General features: G+C 62.5%; 14 protein-coding genes. 11 read left to right on the forward strand and 3 right to left on the reverse strand.

Annotated elements, in window-relative coordinates; translation table 11 throughout:
* Positions 1 to 114: 114 nt before the first annotated feature.
* Positions 115 to 1,881, reverse strand: coding sequence for a T9SS type A sorting domain-containing protein (locus tag IPK70_10465; protein ID MBK8227583.1), 1,767 nt, complete (start codon positions 1,879 to 1,881; stop codon positions 115 to 117).
* Positions 1,881 to 4,745, reverse strand: coding sequence for an aminomethyl-transferring glycine dehydrogenase (gcvP, locus tag IPK70_10470; protein ID MBK8227584.1), 2,865 nt, complete (start codon positions 4,743 to 4,745; stop codon positions 1,881 to 1,883). The genes IPK70_10465 and gcvP overlap by 1 nt, the downstream gene beginning before the upstream one ends.
* A gap of 91 nt (positions 4,746 to 4,836) precedes the next feature.
* On the opposite strand from gcvP, the gene IPK70_10475 reads away from it, so the two are divergent.
* The 8 genes from IPK70_10475 to IPK70_10510 all read left to right on the forward strand — a co-directional run bounded on the left by IPK70_10475 (position 4,837) and on the right by IPK70_10510 (position 10,917).
* Positions 4,837 to 5,487: a hypothetical protein gene (locus IPK70_10475; protein MBK8227585.1), complete on the forward strand. Its 651-nt coding sequence runs from the start codon at positions 4,837 to 4,839 to the stop codon at positions 5,485 to 5,487.
* Between the two features lie 2 nt (positions 5,488 to 5,489).
* Positions 5,490 to 6,365, forward strand: coding sequence for a hypothetical protein (locus IPK70_10480; protein MBK8227586.1), 876 nt, complete (start codon positions 5,490 to 5,492; stop codon positions 6,363 to 6,365).
* Positions 6,366 to 6,412: 47 nt separating this feature from the next.
* Positions 6,413 to 7,684, forward strand: a complete 1,272-nt coding sequence (kynU, locus tag IPK70_10485; protein MBK8227587.1) for a kynureninase — start codon at positions 6,413 to 6,415, stop codon at positions 7,682 to 7,684.
* On the forward strand, positions 7,681 to 9,027 hold the full coding sequence (locus IPK70_10490) for an FAD-dependent monooxygenase (GenBank protein MBK8227588.1): 1,347 nt from the start codon (positions 7,681 to 7,683) through the stop codon (positions 9,025 to 9,027). Before kynU ends, IPK70_10490 begins: the two co-directional genes overlap by 4 nt.
* 73 nt (positions 9,028 to 9,100) lie before the next feature.
* Positions 9,101 to 9,400 (forward strand): hypothetical protein, encoded by a 300-nt coding sequence (locus IPK70_10495; GenBank protein MBK8227589.1) that lies wholly within the window; start codon positions 9,101 to 9,103, stop codon positions 9,398 to 9,400.
* An 82-nt stretch (positions 9,401 to 9,482) separates the two neighbouring features.
* Positions 9,483 to 9,698, forward strand: a complete 216-nt coding sequence (locus tag IPK70_10500) for a hypothetical protein (GenBank protein ID MBK8227590.1) — start codon at positions 9,483 to 9,485, stop codon at positions 9,696 to 9,698.
* Positions 9,695 to 9,994, forward strand: coding sequence for a hypothetical protein (locus IPK70_10505; GenBank protein ID MBK8227591.1), 300 nt, complete (start codon positions 9,695 to 9,697; stop codon positions 9,992 to 9,994). The genes IPK70_10500 and IPK70_10505 overlap by 4 nt, the downstream gene beginning before the upstream one ends.
* A gap of 74 nt (positions 9,995 to 10,068) precedes the next feature.
* The gene (locus IPK70_10510) at positions 10,069 to 10,917 is read left to right on the forward strand and encodes a hypothetical protein (protein MBK8227592.1); all 849 of its coding nucleotides are present in this window, start codon (positions 10,069 to 10,071) and stop codon (positions 10,915 to 10,917) included.
* A gap of 57 nt (positions 10,918 to 10,974) precedes the next feature.
* Here the strand turns inward: IPK70_10510 and IPK70_10515 are convergent, their stop codons facing one another.
* Positions 10,975 to 11,610, reverse strand: coding sequence for an MBL fold metallo-hydrolase (locus IPK70_10515; GenBank protein ID MBK8227593.1), 636 nt, complete (start codon positions 11,608 to 11,610; stop codon positions 10,975 to 10,977).
* A 95-nt stretch (positions 11,611 to 11,705) separates the two neighbouring features.
* Between IPK70_10515 and IPK70_10520 the strand changes: the two genes are divergently transcribed.
* Genes IPK70_10520 through IPK70_10530 form a run of 3 tightly spaced genes read left to right on the forward strand, consistent with a single transcriptional unit; the run spans position 11,706 to position 16,509 of the window.
* The gene (locus IPK70_10520) at positions 11,706 to 14,930 is read left to right on the forward strand and encodes a PD40 domain-containing protein (protein ID MBK8227594.1); all 3,225 of its coding nucleotides are present in this window, start codon (positions 11,706 to 11,708) and stop codon (positions 14,928 to 14,930) included.
* Positions 14,930 to 15,304, forward strand: a complete 375-nt coding sequence (locus tag IPK70_10525; GenBank protein MBK8227595.1) for a sulfite exporter TauE/SafE family protein — start codon at positions 14,930 to 14,932, stop codon at positions 15,302 to 15,304. Before IPK70_10520 ends, IPK70_10525 begins: the two co-directional genes overlap by 1 nt.
* Positions 15,304 to 16,509, forward strand: a complete 1,206-nt coding sequence (locus IPK70_10530; protein MBK8227596.1) for an amidohydrolase — start codon at positions 15,304 to 15,306, stop codon at positions 16,507 to 16,509. Before IPK70_10525 ends, IPK70_10530 begins: the two co-directional genes overlap by 1 nt.
* Positions 16,510 to 16,513 lie beyond the last annotated feature (4 nt).

Raw genomic sequence — 16,513 nt, forward strand, 5'->3', positions numbered from 1 at the left:
AAGGACTGTCGGCAAAAGACACGATAGGGGCGTGTTGCGTTGTTCGATGAATCGTCATGGCCGAGTTACGGCAGGTATGGCGCAAGGACCGGCTGGAAGCGACGGACGCGCGGCTTAGCGGGCAACGACCATTTTCAGGCCGGTGACCAGCTGGCCTTCCTCAATCTGGAGCATGTAGGCGCCGTTGGCCAAGGGCGAAAGGTCGAGCCCAATGGACTGCGCTCCTTTCTGAATAGCGCCCAATTCCTCCCGGAGCAGCTCGCGGCCCGCAGCATCGCGAACAACCACGCGGGCCTGGCCAGAACCACTGAAGGCATGCTCAACAACGGCGCGGTCATGAACGGGCATGGGGTAGATGCGCGATCCGGGCGCCGTCGAAGGCCTGTACGCCACCCCCACGCCATAATCGCTGAGGTGCAATCGCACCATGGGCATGGCGGTGAGCCAATCGATATCGAAGGTGAGGCCCTCCATGAAGGCGGCTGCCCCGATTGGTCCGGTGCCACTGGTGAGCACGCCCACGGATCCGGAGCCTACGAGGCGTTGCAGACCAGCGAAGTGATCGGCAGCAGAAAGCACTGGGGGCGTTGGGAACGGCAGGTACAAAGGCAGTCCTAGCAATGCGGCCTCGATGTCTGCCGGGCTTATGGCGTGCCTCAATGTGGTGTCGATGAAGGAGAAGTTGCCGTCCATGAGGATGCCGCGCACCTCCTGGCCCACCTGAGAATTCGGATCGATCACAGCGCTGATTCCACGGGCGGTGCTGCCTTCGTTCACCAATTCGAAGCGCAAGGCCGCTATGAAGCCCTCGTTGCTGCGCGCTGCACCTTCCACGACACCAGCATCAATCGCCATGGCGCCGTAGCCATCGTCCCAGCCCGGGCCGGTGATCGTGATGGTTGCCACGGACTGATTGTCGTTCGGGTCCTCCTCGCCAGTAGGCGAATTCGCGACGGCCGTATAAGTCACTTCACCCAATGCATCCGGCGCCCAATCGGTTTGAACGAACACCGTGATGCGTTCCCCGCTCAGCAAGGTGTCGATGGTTGCGGACTGGAACGGGCCATGGTCTGTGCCATTCTGCTGCGCCGTCACGGTGACCAAAGCGTTGTACAGCGGGGCGCTCCCTACGTTATGCAGGTCAGCAGAAACGGACAGTGGCCTGGATTGCTCCAAGGGGAGCAAGCGGTAACCGACCCCGTTCCCGCCTGTCGTGAAGGGCGAAACGGATTCATCGCCGATGCGGACTTTCGTCACTGCCAAGTCATGGACAAGGGTTTCCCGGATGCAGAGGTCGTCCACTGCGAAGCCGCTTGCCCAAGCGCCGCTATCGCTCCAGCGGAAGCGCAGCTGAAGGGTGCTGATGCCTCCGAGCAGGTTCATGCTGAAGGTGAGCCGCTGCCAGCCTGGACCGGCGGGAATCAGCTCGAAAGGCTGCCAATCCGTGCCGTTGATGCTGAAGTCGATCCATGCTTCGCCGCCGCCGAGGGCTTGCGTGTGGTGCACACGGAGGTCCAGTGCTGCATTGAAGATGCCGGAGAGGTCGATCACGGGCGTGGCCAGCACCGCGCTGTCGAGGTCGCAATTGCAGGGTGGCGCATCGTCGTTGGCCATGGCGAAGCGATTGCCCACGGGCATGTCCGCCACATCGAAATAGCCATTCGCATCCGCGTCAGTCGACGTGCCCGCGATGAAGGCCGGGACGAATTCGCCGAGGCCGCTGCCGGTGGAAGTCTGCCGCTCGACCTGATTCGTGCTCCAATCCGCAGGAATGCCCAGCTCGAAATCCTCGCCCCAGAAGCAGGTGGATTGGCGCGATTGCGCGAAAGCGGTTTGCCCGAGCACCAGCGCCGCGAAGGGCAGAATGATCAGGTTCCGCATCAGGCTTCCACGGTCATGTATTCCTCCACTGGCGGACAGGTGCAGATCAGGTTACGGTCGCCGAAGGCATTGTCAACCCGGCTCACGGTGGGCCAGTATTTCCACTCCCGGTTCACCTGCGCCGGGAATGCGGCTTGCTCGCGCGAGTAGAGGTGGCTCCATTCATTGGCGCACACTTCTTCGCTGGTGTGCGGCGCGTTCTTCAGCACGTTATCGGCCTTGTCGGCCTTGCCTTGCTCAATGGCAGCGACCTCCTGACGGATGCTGATCATGGCCTCGATGAACCGATCCAGTTCGGCCTTGCTCTCGCTCTCGGTGGGTTCCACCATCAGCGTCTCAGCCACCGGGAAGCTCACCGTGGGCGCATGGAAGCCGTAATCCATCAGCCGCTTGGCCACATCGCTCACATCCACGCCGGCCGCGCGCTTGAAGTCGCGGCAATCGAGGATCATCTCATGCGCCACCATGCCCTGGCTGCCTACGTAGAGGATGGGGTAGTGCTTCTCCAATTTCGCGCGGAGGTAGTTCGCGTTCAGGATGGCGTAGCGCGTGGCATCGGTGAGGCCCTCGCCGCCTAGCATCTTGATATAGCCGTAGCTGATGAGCAGGATGAGCGAGCTGCCCCAAGGAGCGGCGCTCACGGCCGGAACAGCTGACTCCCCGCCGGTCTTGATCACCGGATGGCCTGGCAGGAAGGGCTTCAGCTTGTCGTTCACGCAGATGGGGCCCATGCCAGGGCCGCCTCCGCCATGCGGGATCGCAAAGGTCTTGTGCAGGTTCAGGTGGCATACATCAGCGCCGATCTCGCCGGGACTGGTCAGTCCCACTTGCGCGTTCATGTTCGCGCCATCCATGTAAACCAGACCGCCGTTGGCATGTATGGTGCTCGTGATCTCCTTGATGCTCTCCTCATAAACGCCGTGCGTGCTGGGGTAGGTCACCATCAAGCAGCTCAGCGTGTCCTTGTACTGCTCTGCTTTCGCCTTCAGGTCGGCCACATCCACATGTCCTTCACCATCAGCCTTCACCACCACCACCTGCATGCCAGCCATGACGGCGCTGGCCGGGTTGGTGCCGTGCGCGCTGCTGGGGATCAGCGCGATGTTGCGGTGCTTGTCCCCGCGGGCCTCGTGGTAGGCGCGGATCACAAGAAGGCCTGCGTATTCGCCTTGGGCGCCGCTGTTTGGCTGCAGCGAAACAGCAGTGAAGCCGGTGGCCTTGGCGAGCTGCTCGCTGAGCTCCGCGAAGACCTGCTGGTAGCCCTTCACCTGCTCCACGGGAGCGAAAGGATGGATGTAGGCCCATTCAGGCCTCGTGATGGGCCACAAGGTGGCGGCTGCATTCAGTTTCATGGTGCATGAGCCGAGCGGGATCATGCCATGAACGAGCGAGAAATCCTTGTTCTCCAAGCGCTTCATGTAGCGCATGAGCTCGGTCTCGGAATGGTGCGAGTTGAAGACCGGGTGCGTGAGGAAATCGCTCTTGCGCTGCAGATCGGCGGGAACGCTCATGCTGGCTCCATTGCCTGCGCTTGCAGGCGCTTTCACGCCAGCGGCCTCGGCCAGGGCGGCGATCACGTCGCCCACATCCGCTGGGCGCACCGTTTCGTCAAAAGTGATGCTCGCGCTGCTGCCCTCGTATCGCAGGTTGATGCCCTTCGCCTCCATCGCATCACGCAGCTTCTTCACATCCTTCACGCCAGTGAGCGTGATGGTATCGAAGTACGAGCCGTTCACCACGGTGTAGCCGATGGACTTCGCCGCCTCGGCCACTGAGCGCGAGTGCGCGTGAACATTGCGGGCGATGCGCTTCAGGCCTTCCGGGCCGTGATAAACGGCGTACATGCCGGCCATCACTGCGAGCAGCGCCTGTGCCGTGCAGATGTTGCTGGTAGCCTTGTCGCGGCGGATGTGCTGCTCGCGCGTTTGCAGTGCCATGCGCAGGCCCTGCTTGCCCCGACGATCCTGGCTCACGCCGATGATGCGGCCCGGGATCAGGCGCTTGTATTCGTCGCTGCAGCAGAAGAAGGCCGCGTGCGGACCGCCGTATCCCATGGGAACGCCGAAGCGCTGGCTGTTGCCCACGCACACATCGGCGCCCCATTCGCCCGGCGGCGCGAGCAGCACGAGCGAGAGCAGGTCGGCGCAGACCGCCGTCTTCACGCCAGCCGCTTTCGCCATGCCCACCAATGCGCGGTAGTCGTTCACGCTGCCGTCGATAGCGGGGTATTGCAACGCGAGGCCGAAGTAGCCGTCGGCGGGGTCGAGGTCCTTGGCATCGCCGACCACGAGTTCCACGCCGATGGGCGCGCAACGGGTCTTCAGCACATCGATGTTCTGCGGATAGAGGCCCTTGTCCGCGAAGAACTTGTGGGCATTGGCCAGCTCCTTCGGCCGCGCGGCGTAGAGCATGTGCATGGCCTCGGCGATGGCCGTGGCCTCATCCAGGAGCGATGCATTGGCGATAGGCAGTCCGGTGAGGTCGCTGCACATCGTCTGGAAATTCAGCAGGGCTTCCAAGCGTCCCTGCGAGATCTCTGCCTGGTAGGGGGTGTAGGCCGTGTACCATCCGGGATTCTCCATGATGTTGCGCAGGATGGGCTGCGGCACGATGGTGCCGTTGTAGCCCAGTCCGATGTAGCTGCGGAACTGCTTGTTGCCGCGGCCCAGGTCGCGCATGTGCTCGAGGTATTCCAGCTCGGTCATGGCCGGGCCCACGTCGAGCGCATTCTTCGCGCGGATGCCCTTGGGCACCGTGCGGTCAATGAGTTCATCCAACGACGACACGCCGATGGCCTTGAGCATGGCCGTGGTCTCTTCGGCGTTCGGTCCGATGTGGCGCTCCTGGTAGCTGACAACGTTCATGGTGAGTATGCTGAAAAGCGGGGCGAATATACCCGGAGCATGTGGCGGCTTTCGGACCTCCCTGCCGAATGGCAGATACATTTGGCCACCCATGATGCGGCTCCTGATCCTCTCGCTGGTCCTCGCCAGCGCCTCATTCAGCCGCGCGCAGCTCGGACCTTTCCGACCGGATCGCATCCTGCTCATGAACGGGCAGATCATCGAGGCGCGCGTGCTCGGGCAGAGCACCTTCGAGGTGCGCTATGAGGAGCTCGGGCGCAATGGCAAGCGGAAGGAGCGCGCTGAACCGACCGAGAGCGTCTTCAGCGTGACCGACACCCTTGGCAAAGAGAAGATCTGGTACTTCCAGGACACGGTCTTCGGCAACGAGCTCTCCATCCAGGAGATGCGCTGGTTCATCAAGGGCGAGCAGGATGCCCGCAAAGGGTACAGGCCGCGCTTCGCCACTTGGGGTGGCTTCCTGGTGGGCGCGGGTGCCAGCATCGCGCTGAACCTGGAGGTGAATGCGCTCTTCCTGCCGCCGATCTACGCTGGAGCCATGGCCTTGCCTCGGGTGCATGTCACCAAAGGCTCGCTCACCGACCCCTACCTCGAGGGCGAGCCGAACTACGCCTATGGCTATGCCAAGGTGGGCCGCACCAAGCGCGTGCTGCGCTCTTTGCTGAGCACCGCAGCTGGTATTGCCGTTGGTGTGAGCGTGCGGCAATTCATCATCAATCCCAGCCTCGAGGGATACGATTAAGCATGGGCCACGAGATCAAGAACCCGGTGCTTCGGTTCGTGGTCTATGGGCATGTGGTGCTGGCGCTGGGCGCCGCGCTCCAGGTGTGGTGGATCGGAGAGGATTGGTTCGGAGGCGGCTCATGGAACCGAAGCGCCGCAGCCTTCTTCGCGACAATGGCCTTGTACGGCTTCACGCGTTTGTTCCGGGCGAAGGATGATGCGCTGAATGAGGTCCTGCTGTTCGTTTGGTACCGGAGCAATGCGAAAGCAATGGGCACCCTGTCAGCGGTGGGCGCCTTGCTGGCGCTGATCTCCTTGCATGATGAGTTGATCGAAGTGCTCATCCGCTTGTGCCCGGTGATCCTGCCGGCGCTTCTCTATGTCACCCCGCTTCGCATGGGAGGCCGCGCCATCGGCCTGCGCTCCGTGCCCGGCTTGAAATCCTTGGTCGTGGCTTGGGTGTGGGCGGCGGGCACGGTGCTGCTGGCCTCCACCAGCCACAAGTTCAACTTGGAGCCGATCCTCATCCCGGTTTTCCTCGGTTTCTATTGGGCCATCGCCATCACCTTCGATTGCCGCGATGCGGCAGTTGATTCCCCTAGCCTTCGCACGCTGCCGCAGTTGCTCGGGGCTCGCGCTTCGCGAGTGCTCGCGCTGCTGTTGCTGATGCCGCTGGCCATGATGCTCTTGGTGAGCCTGTCATTCTCCGGTTACCCGCACTCCGTCGGTGCACGGCCCGAAGCGGATTGGTCCTTGGTGCTCCCGCTCATCGGCCTTGTCATGCCCGCCTTCCTGATCATGCGATCGACGACCGCGCGTCATTGGACCCATTGGCTCCTGTTGGATGCATCCATCGCCCTCATCCCGCTGCTGGCCCTGCTCGGAGGCATGCTCTGACGCGCATCAGCAGCCGCGCGCGCTCTGATCCTAATTTGGCAGCCTTCATGAACGATCACCAGGACACCCTCGAATTCGCCCGCGCGCAGGATGCCGCCGATCCGCTTCGATCCTTCCGCGATGAGTTCCATTTCCCGCAGAAGGACGGCCAGCCCGTGATCTACTTCACAGGCAATTCGCTCGGCCTTCAGCCCATGGGCGCTGCAGCCGCGTTGAAGCAGGAGCTCGATGATTGGGCTGCGCTCGGTGTTGAAGGACACCTAAAGGCCAAGCACCCGTGGTACAGCTACCACGAAGAGCTCACGGCTTTCACCGCTCGGCTCGTCGGTGCGAGGGATAGCGAAGTGGTGGTGATGAACCAGCTCACCAGCAACCTGCACTTCCTTCTGGTGAGCTTCTACCAGCCCAAGGGGAAACGGAAGAAGATCCTCACCGAGCAGCGACCCTTTCCGAGCGACACCTACGCATTCGCATCGCAGATCGCCTTCCACGGCGGTGATCCCGGGACCGATCTGGTCGAAGTGCAGCCGCGGCCAGGTGAATACGCATTGCGAACCGAGGACATCATTGCGCGCATCAACGAGTTGGGCGATGAACTCGCGCTCGTTTGCTTCGGCGGCGTCAACTTCTATACTGGCCAAGCCTTCGACATGGCGGCGATCGCCAAGGCCGCTCACGCTGTTGGTGCGTTCGCTGGATACGACCTCGCGCATGCTGCTGGCAACCTGCACCTGAAGCTGCATGAATGGAACGTGGACTTCGCTGCATGGTGCACCTACAAATACCTGAACAGCGGTCCGGGCAGCGTCGGTGGCGCGTTCGTGCATGAAGCGCATCACGGCAAGAGCCTTCCGCTCTTCGCCGGTTGGTGGGGCCACGACAAGCACGAGCGCTTCAGGATGGAGAGGACCTTCAAGCCGATGAGCACCGCTGAGGCCTGGCAGGTGAGCAACGCGCCGGTGTTCAGCATGGCGGTGCATCGCGTTGCGCTGGAGCAGTTCGATCGCGCGGGCATCGCGAACCTGCGGATGAAGAGCGAACGGCTCACCGGGTACCTGGCGTTCATCATCGCTGAAGTGGCGAAGGCGACCGGTGCGAACCTGGAAGTGATCACCCCGAGCGATCCCGCGCAGCGCGGGTGCCAATTGAGCATCGTGGCGCACGGCAAGGGCAAGGATCTGTTCCATGCGATCAGCGCGAAGGGCGTGGTAGCCGATTGGCGCGAGCCCAATGTCATCCGCGTTGCACCAGTGCCGATGTACAATTCGTTCGAGGACGCATGGCGCTTCGGACAGATCCTCAAATCGGCGCTTTCATGAAGAATATCACCATCGTCGGCGGCGGATTGGTCGGCAGCCTCCTGGCCGTGTTCCTGGCCAAGCGCGGGCATAAGGTCAACGTGTTCGAGCGGAGGGCCGATCCGCGCAAGGCCAACGTTTACGCGGGACGCAGCATCAACCTGGTCGTGAGCCACCGCGGATGGACCGCCTTGAAGGCCGCCGGCGTGCATGAGTCCGTGGAGCGCATCGTGGTGCCCGTGCATGCGCGCATGACGCACGACCGCGACGGCAAGCTCACGCGATTGCCTTACAGCATCGACGAGCGCGCCATCCACAGCGTGAGCCGCGGCGAGCTGAACAAGGTGATGCTCTCCGAAGCGGAGAAGTTCCCGAACGTGAAGCTGCATTTCGAGCATCGCTGCACGGGCGTTCACCTCGACACGGGCACGTGCATGTTCCACAACGAGGCGACTGATGAAGCCAGCGCCGTGCCCGCCGATGTGGTCTTCGGCAGCGATGGCGCCCCGAGCGCCGTGCGGCAGGAGTTCATGAAGCACCGCTTCACCTTCAGCCAGACCTACATCGAGCACGACTACAAGGAGATCGCCTTCGCGCCCAAGGCTGACGGCACGCCGCAGATGGATCCGCATTGCCTGCACATCTGGCCGCGCCGCTGGTTCATGATGATGGGCCTCGCCAACACCGATGCTGGCTTCACCGGCACGCTCTTCATGCCCCACGAAGGCGAGTTCAGCTTCGATCGAATCAAGGATGAGGATGACCTGAAGCGCTTCTTCGAGGAGCACTTCCGCGATGCCATCCCCATGCTGCCCGACCTCGCCGAGCAGTACTTCCGCAACCCGCAGAGCAACCTGGCGATCATCCGCTGCTCGCCGTGGACCTACAAGGACAAGGTGGCGCTGATCGGCGATGCGGCCCATGCCATCGTGCCCTTCTATGGCGAAGGCATGAACGCGGGCTATGAGGATTGCAAGGTGCTCAACGACCTTCTCAATCAGCACGGCGACGATAATTGGGGCACCGTGCTCGACGCTTACCACAAGGCCCGTAAGCCCAACGGCGACGCCATCGCCGACCTGTCCCTCCGCAACTTCGTGGAGATGCGCGACCTGGTGGCCGATCCGAAGTTCATCCTCCGCAAGAAGATCGAGGGCCGCCTGCAAGCGAAGCACCCGGACAAGTGGCTGCCGCTCTACAGCCAAGTGAAGTTCAGCGACATCGGCTACAAGACTGCTTGGGACGAGGGCTTGCGCCACGACCGCATTATGGAGCAGGTGCTGGCCGTTCCGGGCCTCGAGGAGAAGTGGGAGAGCGAGGAGGTGGAGCGGAAGGCGTTGGGGTTGCTGAACCTCGAAGACTGACCTTGGTGAAGTGAATTGGATTCATGGTCTGTCGTTGGTGTTGGCGCTCTTTGTTGGAGTGGTTCTATACTTGATGGTGCGCGATACTGAAGTGCAGAAGCGCATGTTCCGGAGGTATATGAAGCAGTTGGAAGGTGAAGGACGCATCAGTAAGCAAGTGACATGGGGAGAGATGAGGTATGGGTTGTTCATCTTGCCAGCGTGGTTCTACCGCTTTCCAGATCCGGTAACAAGGTCTGACGTGTACTCGTTCGTAGAGCTTCGCGAGATCCGGGAGAACGTCAAGCGCAATTGGAAGGTCATTGCTTGGCTTGCGCCTGCTTTCCTTGTGCTTATCTGCATCGCCTTCTGGCCGGTGATGCGACGTATCTGAAGACCTGCTGGTCCATCCATACATTTGTGCGAATTAGGTTGCCATGACCACCGCCACGCTTAAGCGGAAGATCAAAGCCCTCGTGGATGAGAAGCGCGATGCGAAATCGTTGCGGCGCATCTTTGAGCAGCTGAACGACCCTGCTCTGGAATCTGGACCCCAGGCATCGTTGCTCGAGCGATTGAATCGGGCTGAGGCGGACTTCAAGGCGGGGCGGGTGACCGATGTCGAGTCGGGTCGGAAGCGTTTGCACGCCGGATTGAAGAAGCTGCGTGCCGCACAGGCCAAGCGAGCATGAAGCTGGTCATCGCCGATTCGGCGTGGGACAGCCTGGCTGATCTGCAGGCTTATTGGGCGCAGTTCAATTCGGATGACAAGGTCGAGGCGCGCATAGATGAGTTACTATCGGAATTGCTGTGGTTGAGCGAATGGCCGGGAGCCGGTGCTGTGGAGGTCCTCCTTGAGCATAGGGGGCGCCAGTACCGGCGCTGGGTGGTCGGCAAGGTCAAGGTCGTGTATTACATCAAGGGGGATGAACTTCGCGTGTCGGATTTCTTCGATGCGCGTCAGCATCCTCGCAGGATGAAGGGTTGATCCCCACACCCCCGCGTTCACACTTTCAGCCCTTGTCGCGCGTTCTCCACCTGCGCTCCGTGCCACCTTCGTCCATGCTTCGCATCGCGCTCCTCATCCTGCTCTCAATGGCCACCGGGCTGGAGCTGCTCGCCCAGCCCATGAGCCGCCGCCGCCCGGACCTCATCCCGCTCAATGGCCAGGCCAAGCGGATCGGCTGGTTCATCGCCCCGGGCGTCACGTACACGCTGCCCCGTTTCAAGAATGAGGAAGAAGAGGTCTTCCGGAACGACAGCCTGCGCTACCTGACCACCTACGACCCGAGCGGCAAGCCGGGCATCTACCTCGAGGCCGGTGCCACGTGGTACACGCGAGATCCCGTCATACTCGACTACTTCGATCTCGGCGTGGCCTACAAGAATCTCCGAGGCGCTGAATCATACATAGGGACACTGCTTCGCGGCGATACCGTGGCGCCGCTTGCTGGCGAAGGCTACTTCGCGGAGCGATTACTCACCGTTGCCTTCAACGCCAATAAATTCTTCCCTACGGGCGATTTCCAGTTCGTTCAGCTGAGCCTAGGCGCGAATGCCGACCTGCGCTTGGGCAGCGAGTATTCGCACACTGGCGATCCCTTCCTCAACAAGCACGCGTTCCCTCCGGATGTGATCGCCCAAGCGCATGTGAAGGTGGGCTACGGTTTCAAGGTCACCGGCCGCATGCTCGTGATCCCCGCCATCGAGACGCCGTTCTTCAGCGTGGTGCCGCAGGATCAGGGCTTCGGCCAGTTGCAATGGTTCAGCAGCCGGTACCGGCCGCTCATCCTCAGCGTGCGCTTCCTCTTCCTGCGCGCCCGGAACGGTTTCGATTGCCCGCCGCCCATCAAGCACAACGAGCTGGAACGCGGACGGAAGGTGTACAAGCCTGATGGCTATCACCCTTAGTTGAAGCGGCAAGCCTTGAGTTGCAAGCGGCACGTTGGACTCGCCGCCATCACTCGCTTACCGCAAGAACGGATTCATCCTCCGCTCCCTGCCGATCGTGGTATCGGGACCGTGGCCGCAATGCACCACGACATCATCGTCGAGGACGAGCAATTGCTCCTTGATGCTTCGGATGAGCGTTTCGTAGTCGCCGCCGGGCAGGTCGGTGCGGCCAATGCTGCCTTGGAAGAGCGTGTCACCGGCGATAACGAAGCGCTCTGCCTCGGCATGAAGAGCGATGTGCCCCGGTGCATGGCCCGGCACGAAGAGCACGCGCAGCTCATCGTCGCCCAAACGGATCAATTCGCCCTCTTCGATGAAGCGCACCGGGTCGGGCGAAGGCTGGCAGGGCACCCCATAGAGCTGGCCTTGGCGCGGGGCATTGCGCAGCAGCTCCAGGTCGGCCATGTGCAGTTCCGGCATCAGCCCGAAGCGGTCATGCGCCCATGCGCAACCCAGCACGTGGTCGATGTGGGCATGCGTGAGGACCAGGCGCTCGGGGGTGAGTTCGTTCGCTGAGAGCCAGTCATCCAGCTCCCGCTCCTCGGCCGTGTTCCAGCATCCGGGGTCGATGAGCATGGCGCGCTCACCATCGTGGATGACGTAGCTGTTCTCTTGGAACGGATTGAAGGTGAACGACTCGACTTTGAGCATCGGATGATGGGGCGGCAGAGCGGTGCGGCCTGCGACAAGGAGCGGACGGGCCGAGGCGTGCAAAGGTGCTACCTTCAGCCGCCCGTTCGATCCACGTGCGAAGCGTCATTGCCCTCCTCCTTTTGGCCTTGCTGCCGACCGGCGCGCGCGCGCAGTTCTATCAGGGCACGCAGCAGGAGTACGGAAAGAACCGCGTGCAGTACCAGGAGTTCTTCTGGCAGCAGTACCGCTTCCAGGGCATGGAGGTGTATTTCTACACCGAGGGCCGTGACTTGGCGCGCTTCACGGCGCAAGCAGCGAAGCGGCACCTGAGCGAGCTTCAAACGGCCTTTGACTTCGCGATCGACGAGCGCCTGCAGTTCATCGTATACAACTCGCTCACCGATTTCCGCCAGAGCAACATCGGTCTCGAAGGCATGACCGACCAGACCAACATCGGCGGCCTCACGCGGATCGTGGGCACCAAGATCTTCGTGTACTTCGAGGGCGACCACGCCTTGCTTGACCAGCAGATCCGATCGGGCATCGCGCACGTGATCATCGATCAGATGATGTTCGGCGGCAACTGGCGGGAGATCCTGCGCAGCAGCACCTTCCTTTCCCTGCCCGAATGGTACACGCAGGGCATCATCAGCTATCATGGCCGCCGTTGGGATGCGGCCACCGCCAACCGCGTGCGCGATGCCGTGATGAGCGGGCGCTACGATCGCTTCAATCGCCTCGAGGGCGAGGATGCGCGCATGGCCGGGCACATGCTCTGGCGCTACGTGGCCGAGGTGTACGGTCCTGCCGTGATCCCCAACATCCTGTACATGACCCGCGTGAGCCGCAACGCCGAGAGCGGGTTCCTCTATGTGCTCGGCGTATCGCTCAAGACCCTTCTTGCCGAATGCCTCGAGCATTACCGCAGCCGTTTCGGCGAGGAGGACCGCTACCGCCAGGACTTCAGCCTTGAGCCGCTGCCGATCAAGACCAAGCGGCAGCGCCATTACGCGCAGTTCCAGCAGAGCCCCGATGGCCGATGGCTCGCGTGGACCAGCAATGAGCTGGGACAGTACAAGGTGTGGGTCCGTGAGATCGCCACAGGCAAGACACGCCGCATCATCAAGGGCGAGAAGAAGATAGACCGGATCATCGACCGCAGCTACCCGGTGCTGGCCTGGCATCCCAGCAGCAAGGCCCTGAGCTACGTGGTGGAGCGAAAGGGCGAATTGCGATTCCGCACCTACACCCTCGACGACCGCAAGACCAGCGAGCGCGACATGCTGATGCTGGAGAAGGTGCTGAGCATGGATTACGCGCCCGATGGCCGCACCATGGTGCTCAGCGGCGTGCGCGAGGGCCGCACGGACCTCTACATCTTCAACGTGTTGGCCAATCGCAGCGATCCGCTGACCGATGACCCGTGGGACGACCTTGAACCGCGCTTCGTGGATGGCGGTCGCCGCGTGATATTCAGCAGCGATCGCACGGACGATACCCTGCGCGTGATGAAGGACATCGTAGCGCAGCGCGGCCACAAGGACATCTTCCTGCTCGACCTCGAGCGCCGTGGAAGGGTGCTCACCCGCCTTACCGACACGCCAGACCTTAGCGAGGCGCAACCGTTCCAACTCGACAGCGTCGGCTACACCTTCCTCAGTGACCTTGATGGCGTGGCCAATCGATTCAGCGTCCGTTACGACAGCACCATCAGCTTCATCGACACCACGGTGCATTACCGCTACTTCACCGTTGAGGACCGCCTTACCGACCTTAAGCGCGGCCTGCTCGAGCATCATGTGCGCAGCGATCGTGGCCGATACACCGCGCTGCAACTCCGGGGCGGCCGCTACCGCTTCTACCAAGGCCGAACCGCCGATGCCGGTCCGACGGGCGCATTGGGCCTGCCCCCCGCTGCTCCATCCGATCCTGGCGCTCCTTTGCAGGACACCGTGAGCGAGGATTCGGGCAACGTGGTCAAGGTGCGGCCCCAGCATCCGCGCGGTGCGGGCGAAGGCGGTTTCGATGTGCGCCGCTATATTTTCAGCGACGAGAAGCCCGGGGCGCCCCAGCCCAATCAGGCACCGCAGCCAGCAAGGCCCCGTCCGGCAGAAGCCCAAGCGGATAGCTCGCGGCAGCCGTTCGTTTACCCTGAGCAGCGCAATTACAACCTCAACTTCACCATCGACCGTGTGGTGACGCAGGTGGACAACAGCTACAGCAACCAGTTCTACCAGCCCTTCTCGGGCCAGGCCGGCATCAATCCCGGCCTGAGCGGGCTTACGCGCATGGCCGCGCACGACCTCTTCGAGGACCACCGGGTGGTGGGCGGGTTCCGCCTGGCCCTCGACCTCAACAACAACGACTATCTGCTCGCCTACGAGAACCTCAAGCACCGGGTCGACAAGCGCATCTCCTTCCAGCGGCAAGCCTTCCAAGGGATCAACAGCGCAGGCATCGTGAAAGTGCATTCGCACAACGTGCGCTACCAGCTCAGTTATCCCTTCAGCGAGCTGGCCAGCGTGCGCGCCTCGATCATGTACCGCCACGACCGCTTCGTGCAGCAGAGCATCGATCCACTCAGCCTGGCCACGCCCAACAATGTGGACCACATGGCCGGGGCCAAGCTCGAATGGGTCTATGATAGCAGCATGCCGCGCGGCCTCAATCTGTGGACGGGCTGGAAGCTGAAGGTCTTCGGTGAGTACTATCAGAACCCGGAGCGCAAGGGCGACATGCAGGTGCTCGGCACTGACCTGCGGCATTCCATGCGGCTTCACCGCGACCTGATCTGGGTCTCGCGCATCGCGGGCGCGACTTCGCTGGGGAGCCGCCGGATCCTGCACTTCCTGGGCGGCGTGGACAATTGGATGTTCGCCAAGTTCGATCCGAGCATCCCCATCGACTTCACGCAGAACTACCAGTACCAGACATTGAGCACGCCCATGCGCGGCTTCTTCTACAACGCGCGCAACGGGACCAGCTTCGCCGTGATCAACAATGAGGTGCGCGTGCCCATCTTCCGTTACCTGCTCAACCGTCCCATCAAGTCCGACTTCATCAACCACTTGCAGGTGGCTGCCTTCGGGGACATCGGCGCGGCGTGGACCGGCAGCGACCCGTACGCTGACGACAACAGCTTCAATCGCCTGGTCATTAGCCGCAATCCGCTCACCATCACGCTCAACAGCACGCGTGAGCCGATCCTCGCCAGCTACGGCTTCGGCCTGCGCACGCGCCTGCTCGGCTACTTCATCCGCGCCGATTGGGCCTGGGGCATCGACGATGGCGTGACCCTCCCGCAGGTGTTCCATTTCTCGCTCAGCCTCGACATCTGATGCAGCTCGACGCGCAGACCATCGGCCTGCTCATCATCGTAGGCCTGCTCGCGGGCATCCTGAGCGGATTCGTGGGCGTGGGAGGCGGCATCATCATGGTGCCCGCGCTCATCTGGCTCTTGCATTACAACCAGCACCAGGCGCAGGGCACCAGCCTCGCGGTGCTCATGCTGCCCGTGGTCTTCCTCGCCGTGCGCAACTACTGGAAGGAAGGCATGATCGACTGGAAGGTGGTGGGCATCATCGCTGCGGCCTTCGTTGCGGGCGGCTATTTCGGAAGCAAGGGCGCATTGGCGCTGCCGGCTGACATGGTGAAGCGCATCTTCGGCGTGGTGATGCTGTTCGTCGCCATCAAGCTCATCCTCGGCAAGTGATGCCCTACGTCAATAAGGCCATTGCCGCTTTGCATGCGGACATGATCGCCTGGCGCCGGCACCTGCACCGGCATCCGGAGCTCTCTTTCCAGGAGCATGGCACGGCAGCCTTCGTGGCCGGGGTGCTGAAGAAGGAAGGCATGGAGGTGCGCGAGGGTGCTGCGAGGCTCGCGCCCGATGCGGACGGAACCGGCGTGATCGCCGTGGTGCGCGGGGAGAAGACCGCCAGCGATCGTTGCATCGCTCTGCGCGCGGACCTTGATGCCCTGCCGATCACCGAGCTGGGCAAACCTGATTACTGTTCGTTGGATCCCGGCGTGATGCACGCTTGCGGCCATGATGCGCACACCGCCATGGTGCTCGGTGCGGGCATCGCATTGCACCGGATGCGGAGCGAATGGAGCGGCACCGTGATGCTCGTGTTCCAGCCGGGCGAAGAGAAAGAGCCGGGCGGCGCATCGCTCCTGGTGAAGGAAGGCGCGCTGGCGGACCCTGAGCCGCAAGGCATCATCGGGCAGCACGTCACGCCCGAATTGCCCGTGGGCAAGCTCGGCTTCCGCAGTGGACCATTCATGGCGGCCGCCGATGAGCTCTATCTCACCGTGAAGGGTAGGGGAGGCCATGCCGCGCAGCGCGACAAGCTCGTGGATCCGATCCTCATCGCAGCTGCATTGCTGCCAAGGCTCTACGAGGAGGCTCGAGCCATCGTGCCCAACGGCGAACCCATGGTGATCAGCTTCGGCAAGCTGATCGCGAACGGCGCGACGAACATCGTCCCGGATACCGTGAGCATCGATGGCACCTTGCGCACCTTCAACGAGGACCTGCGCGCGCGCCTGCACCAGATGCTGCCGCGCGTGGCGAGCGAGGTGGCGCACGGAATGAACGGCGATTGCGAGTTCCGGCTGGTCAAGGGATCACCGGTGGTGAAGAACGACCCGGAATTGACCGCGCGCTTGCGAGCTGTTGCCGTTGGCTTGGTCGGCGCCGAGAACGTGGTGGACATGGACATCCGCATGGGCGCGGAGGACTTCGCTTATTACACCCATGTCATGCCTGGCTGCTTCTTCCGCCTGGGCACCGGCAATCCGGCGAAGCCCGGAACGCAGAGCGGCCTGCACACGGCGGCCTTCGACATTGATGAGGACGCGCTGATGGTGGGGGCAAGGATGATGGTGGCGGGAGCGTTGAGCGAGCTGGGCTAGGCGA

This window comes from Flavobacteriales bacterium, assembly GCA_016712535.1.
Lineage (GTDB): Bacteria > Bacteroidota > Bacteroidia > Flavobacteriales_F > PHOS-HE28 > PHOS-HE28.

Bases quoted from the DNA above. Each gene is read 5' to 3' on its own strand.
- IPK70_10475 (MBK8227585.1), top strand. From the start codon at position 4,837: ATGATGCGGCTCCTGATCCTCTCGCTGGTCCTCGCCAGCGCCTCATTC.
- gcvP (MBK8227584.1), bottom strand. From the start codon at position 4,745: ATGAACGTTGTCAGCTACCAGGAGCGCCACATCGGACCGAACGCCGAA.
- IPK70_10505 (MBK8227591.1), top strand. From the start codon at position 9,695: ATGAAGCTGGTCATCGCCGATTCGGCGTGGGACAGCCTGGCTGATCTG.
- IPK70_10525 (MBK8227595.1), top strand. From the start codon at position 14,930: ATGCAGCTCGACGCGCAGACCATCGGCCTGCTCATCATCGTAGGCCTG.
- kynU (MBK8227587.1), top strand. From the start codon at position 6,413: ATGAACGATCACCAGGACACCCTCGAATTCGCCCGCGCGCAGGATGCC.
- IPK70_10480 (MBK8227586.1), top strand. From the start codon at position 5,490: ATGGGCCACGAGATCAAGAACCCGGTGCTTCGGTTCGTGGTCTATGGG.
- IPK70_10490 (MBK8227588.1), top strand. From the start codon at position 7,681: ATGAAGAATATCACCATCGTCGGCGGCGGATTGGTCGGCAGCCTCCTG.
- IPK70_10530 (MBK8227596.1), top strand. From the start codon at position 15,304: ATGCCCTACGTCAATAAGGCCATTGCCGCTTTGCATGCGGACATGATC.
- IPK70_10515 (MBK8227593.1), bottom strand. From the start codon at position 11,610: ATGCTCAAAGTCGAGTCGTTCACCTTCAATCCGTTCCAAGAGAACAGC.
- IPK70_10510 (MBK8227592.1), top strand. From the start codon at position 10,069: ATGCTTCGCATCGCGCTCCTCATCCTGCTCTCAATGGCCACCGGGCTG.
- IPK70_10465 (MBK8227583.1), bottom strand. From the start codon at position 1,881: ATGCGGAACCTGATCATTCTGCCCTTCGCGGCGCTGGTGCTCGGGCAA.
- IPK70_10495 (MBK8227589.1), top strand. From the start codon at position 9,101: ATGGTGCGCGATACTGAAGTGCAGAAGCGCATGTTCCGGAGGTATATG.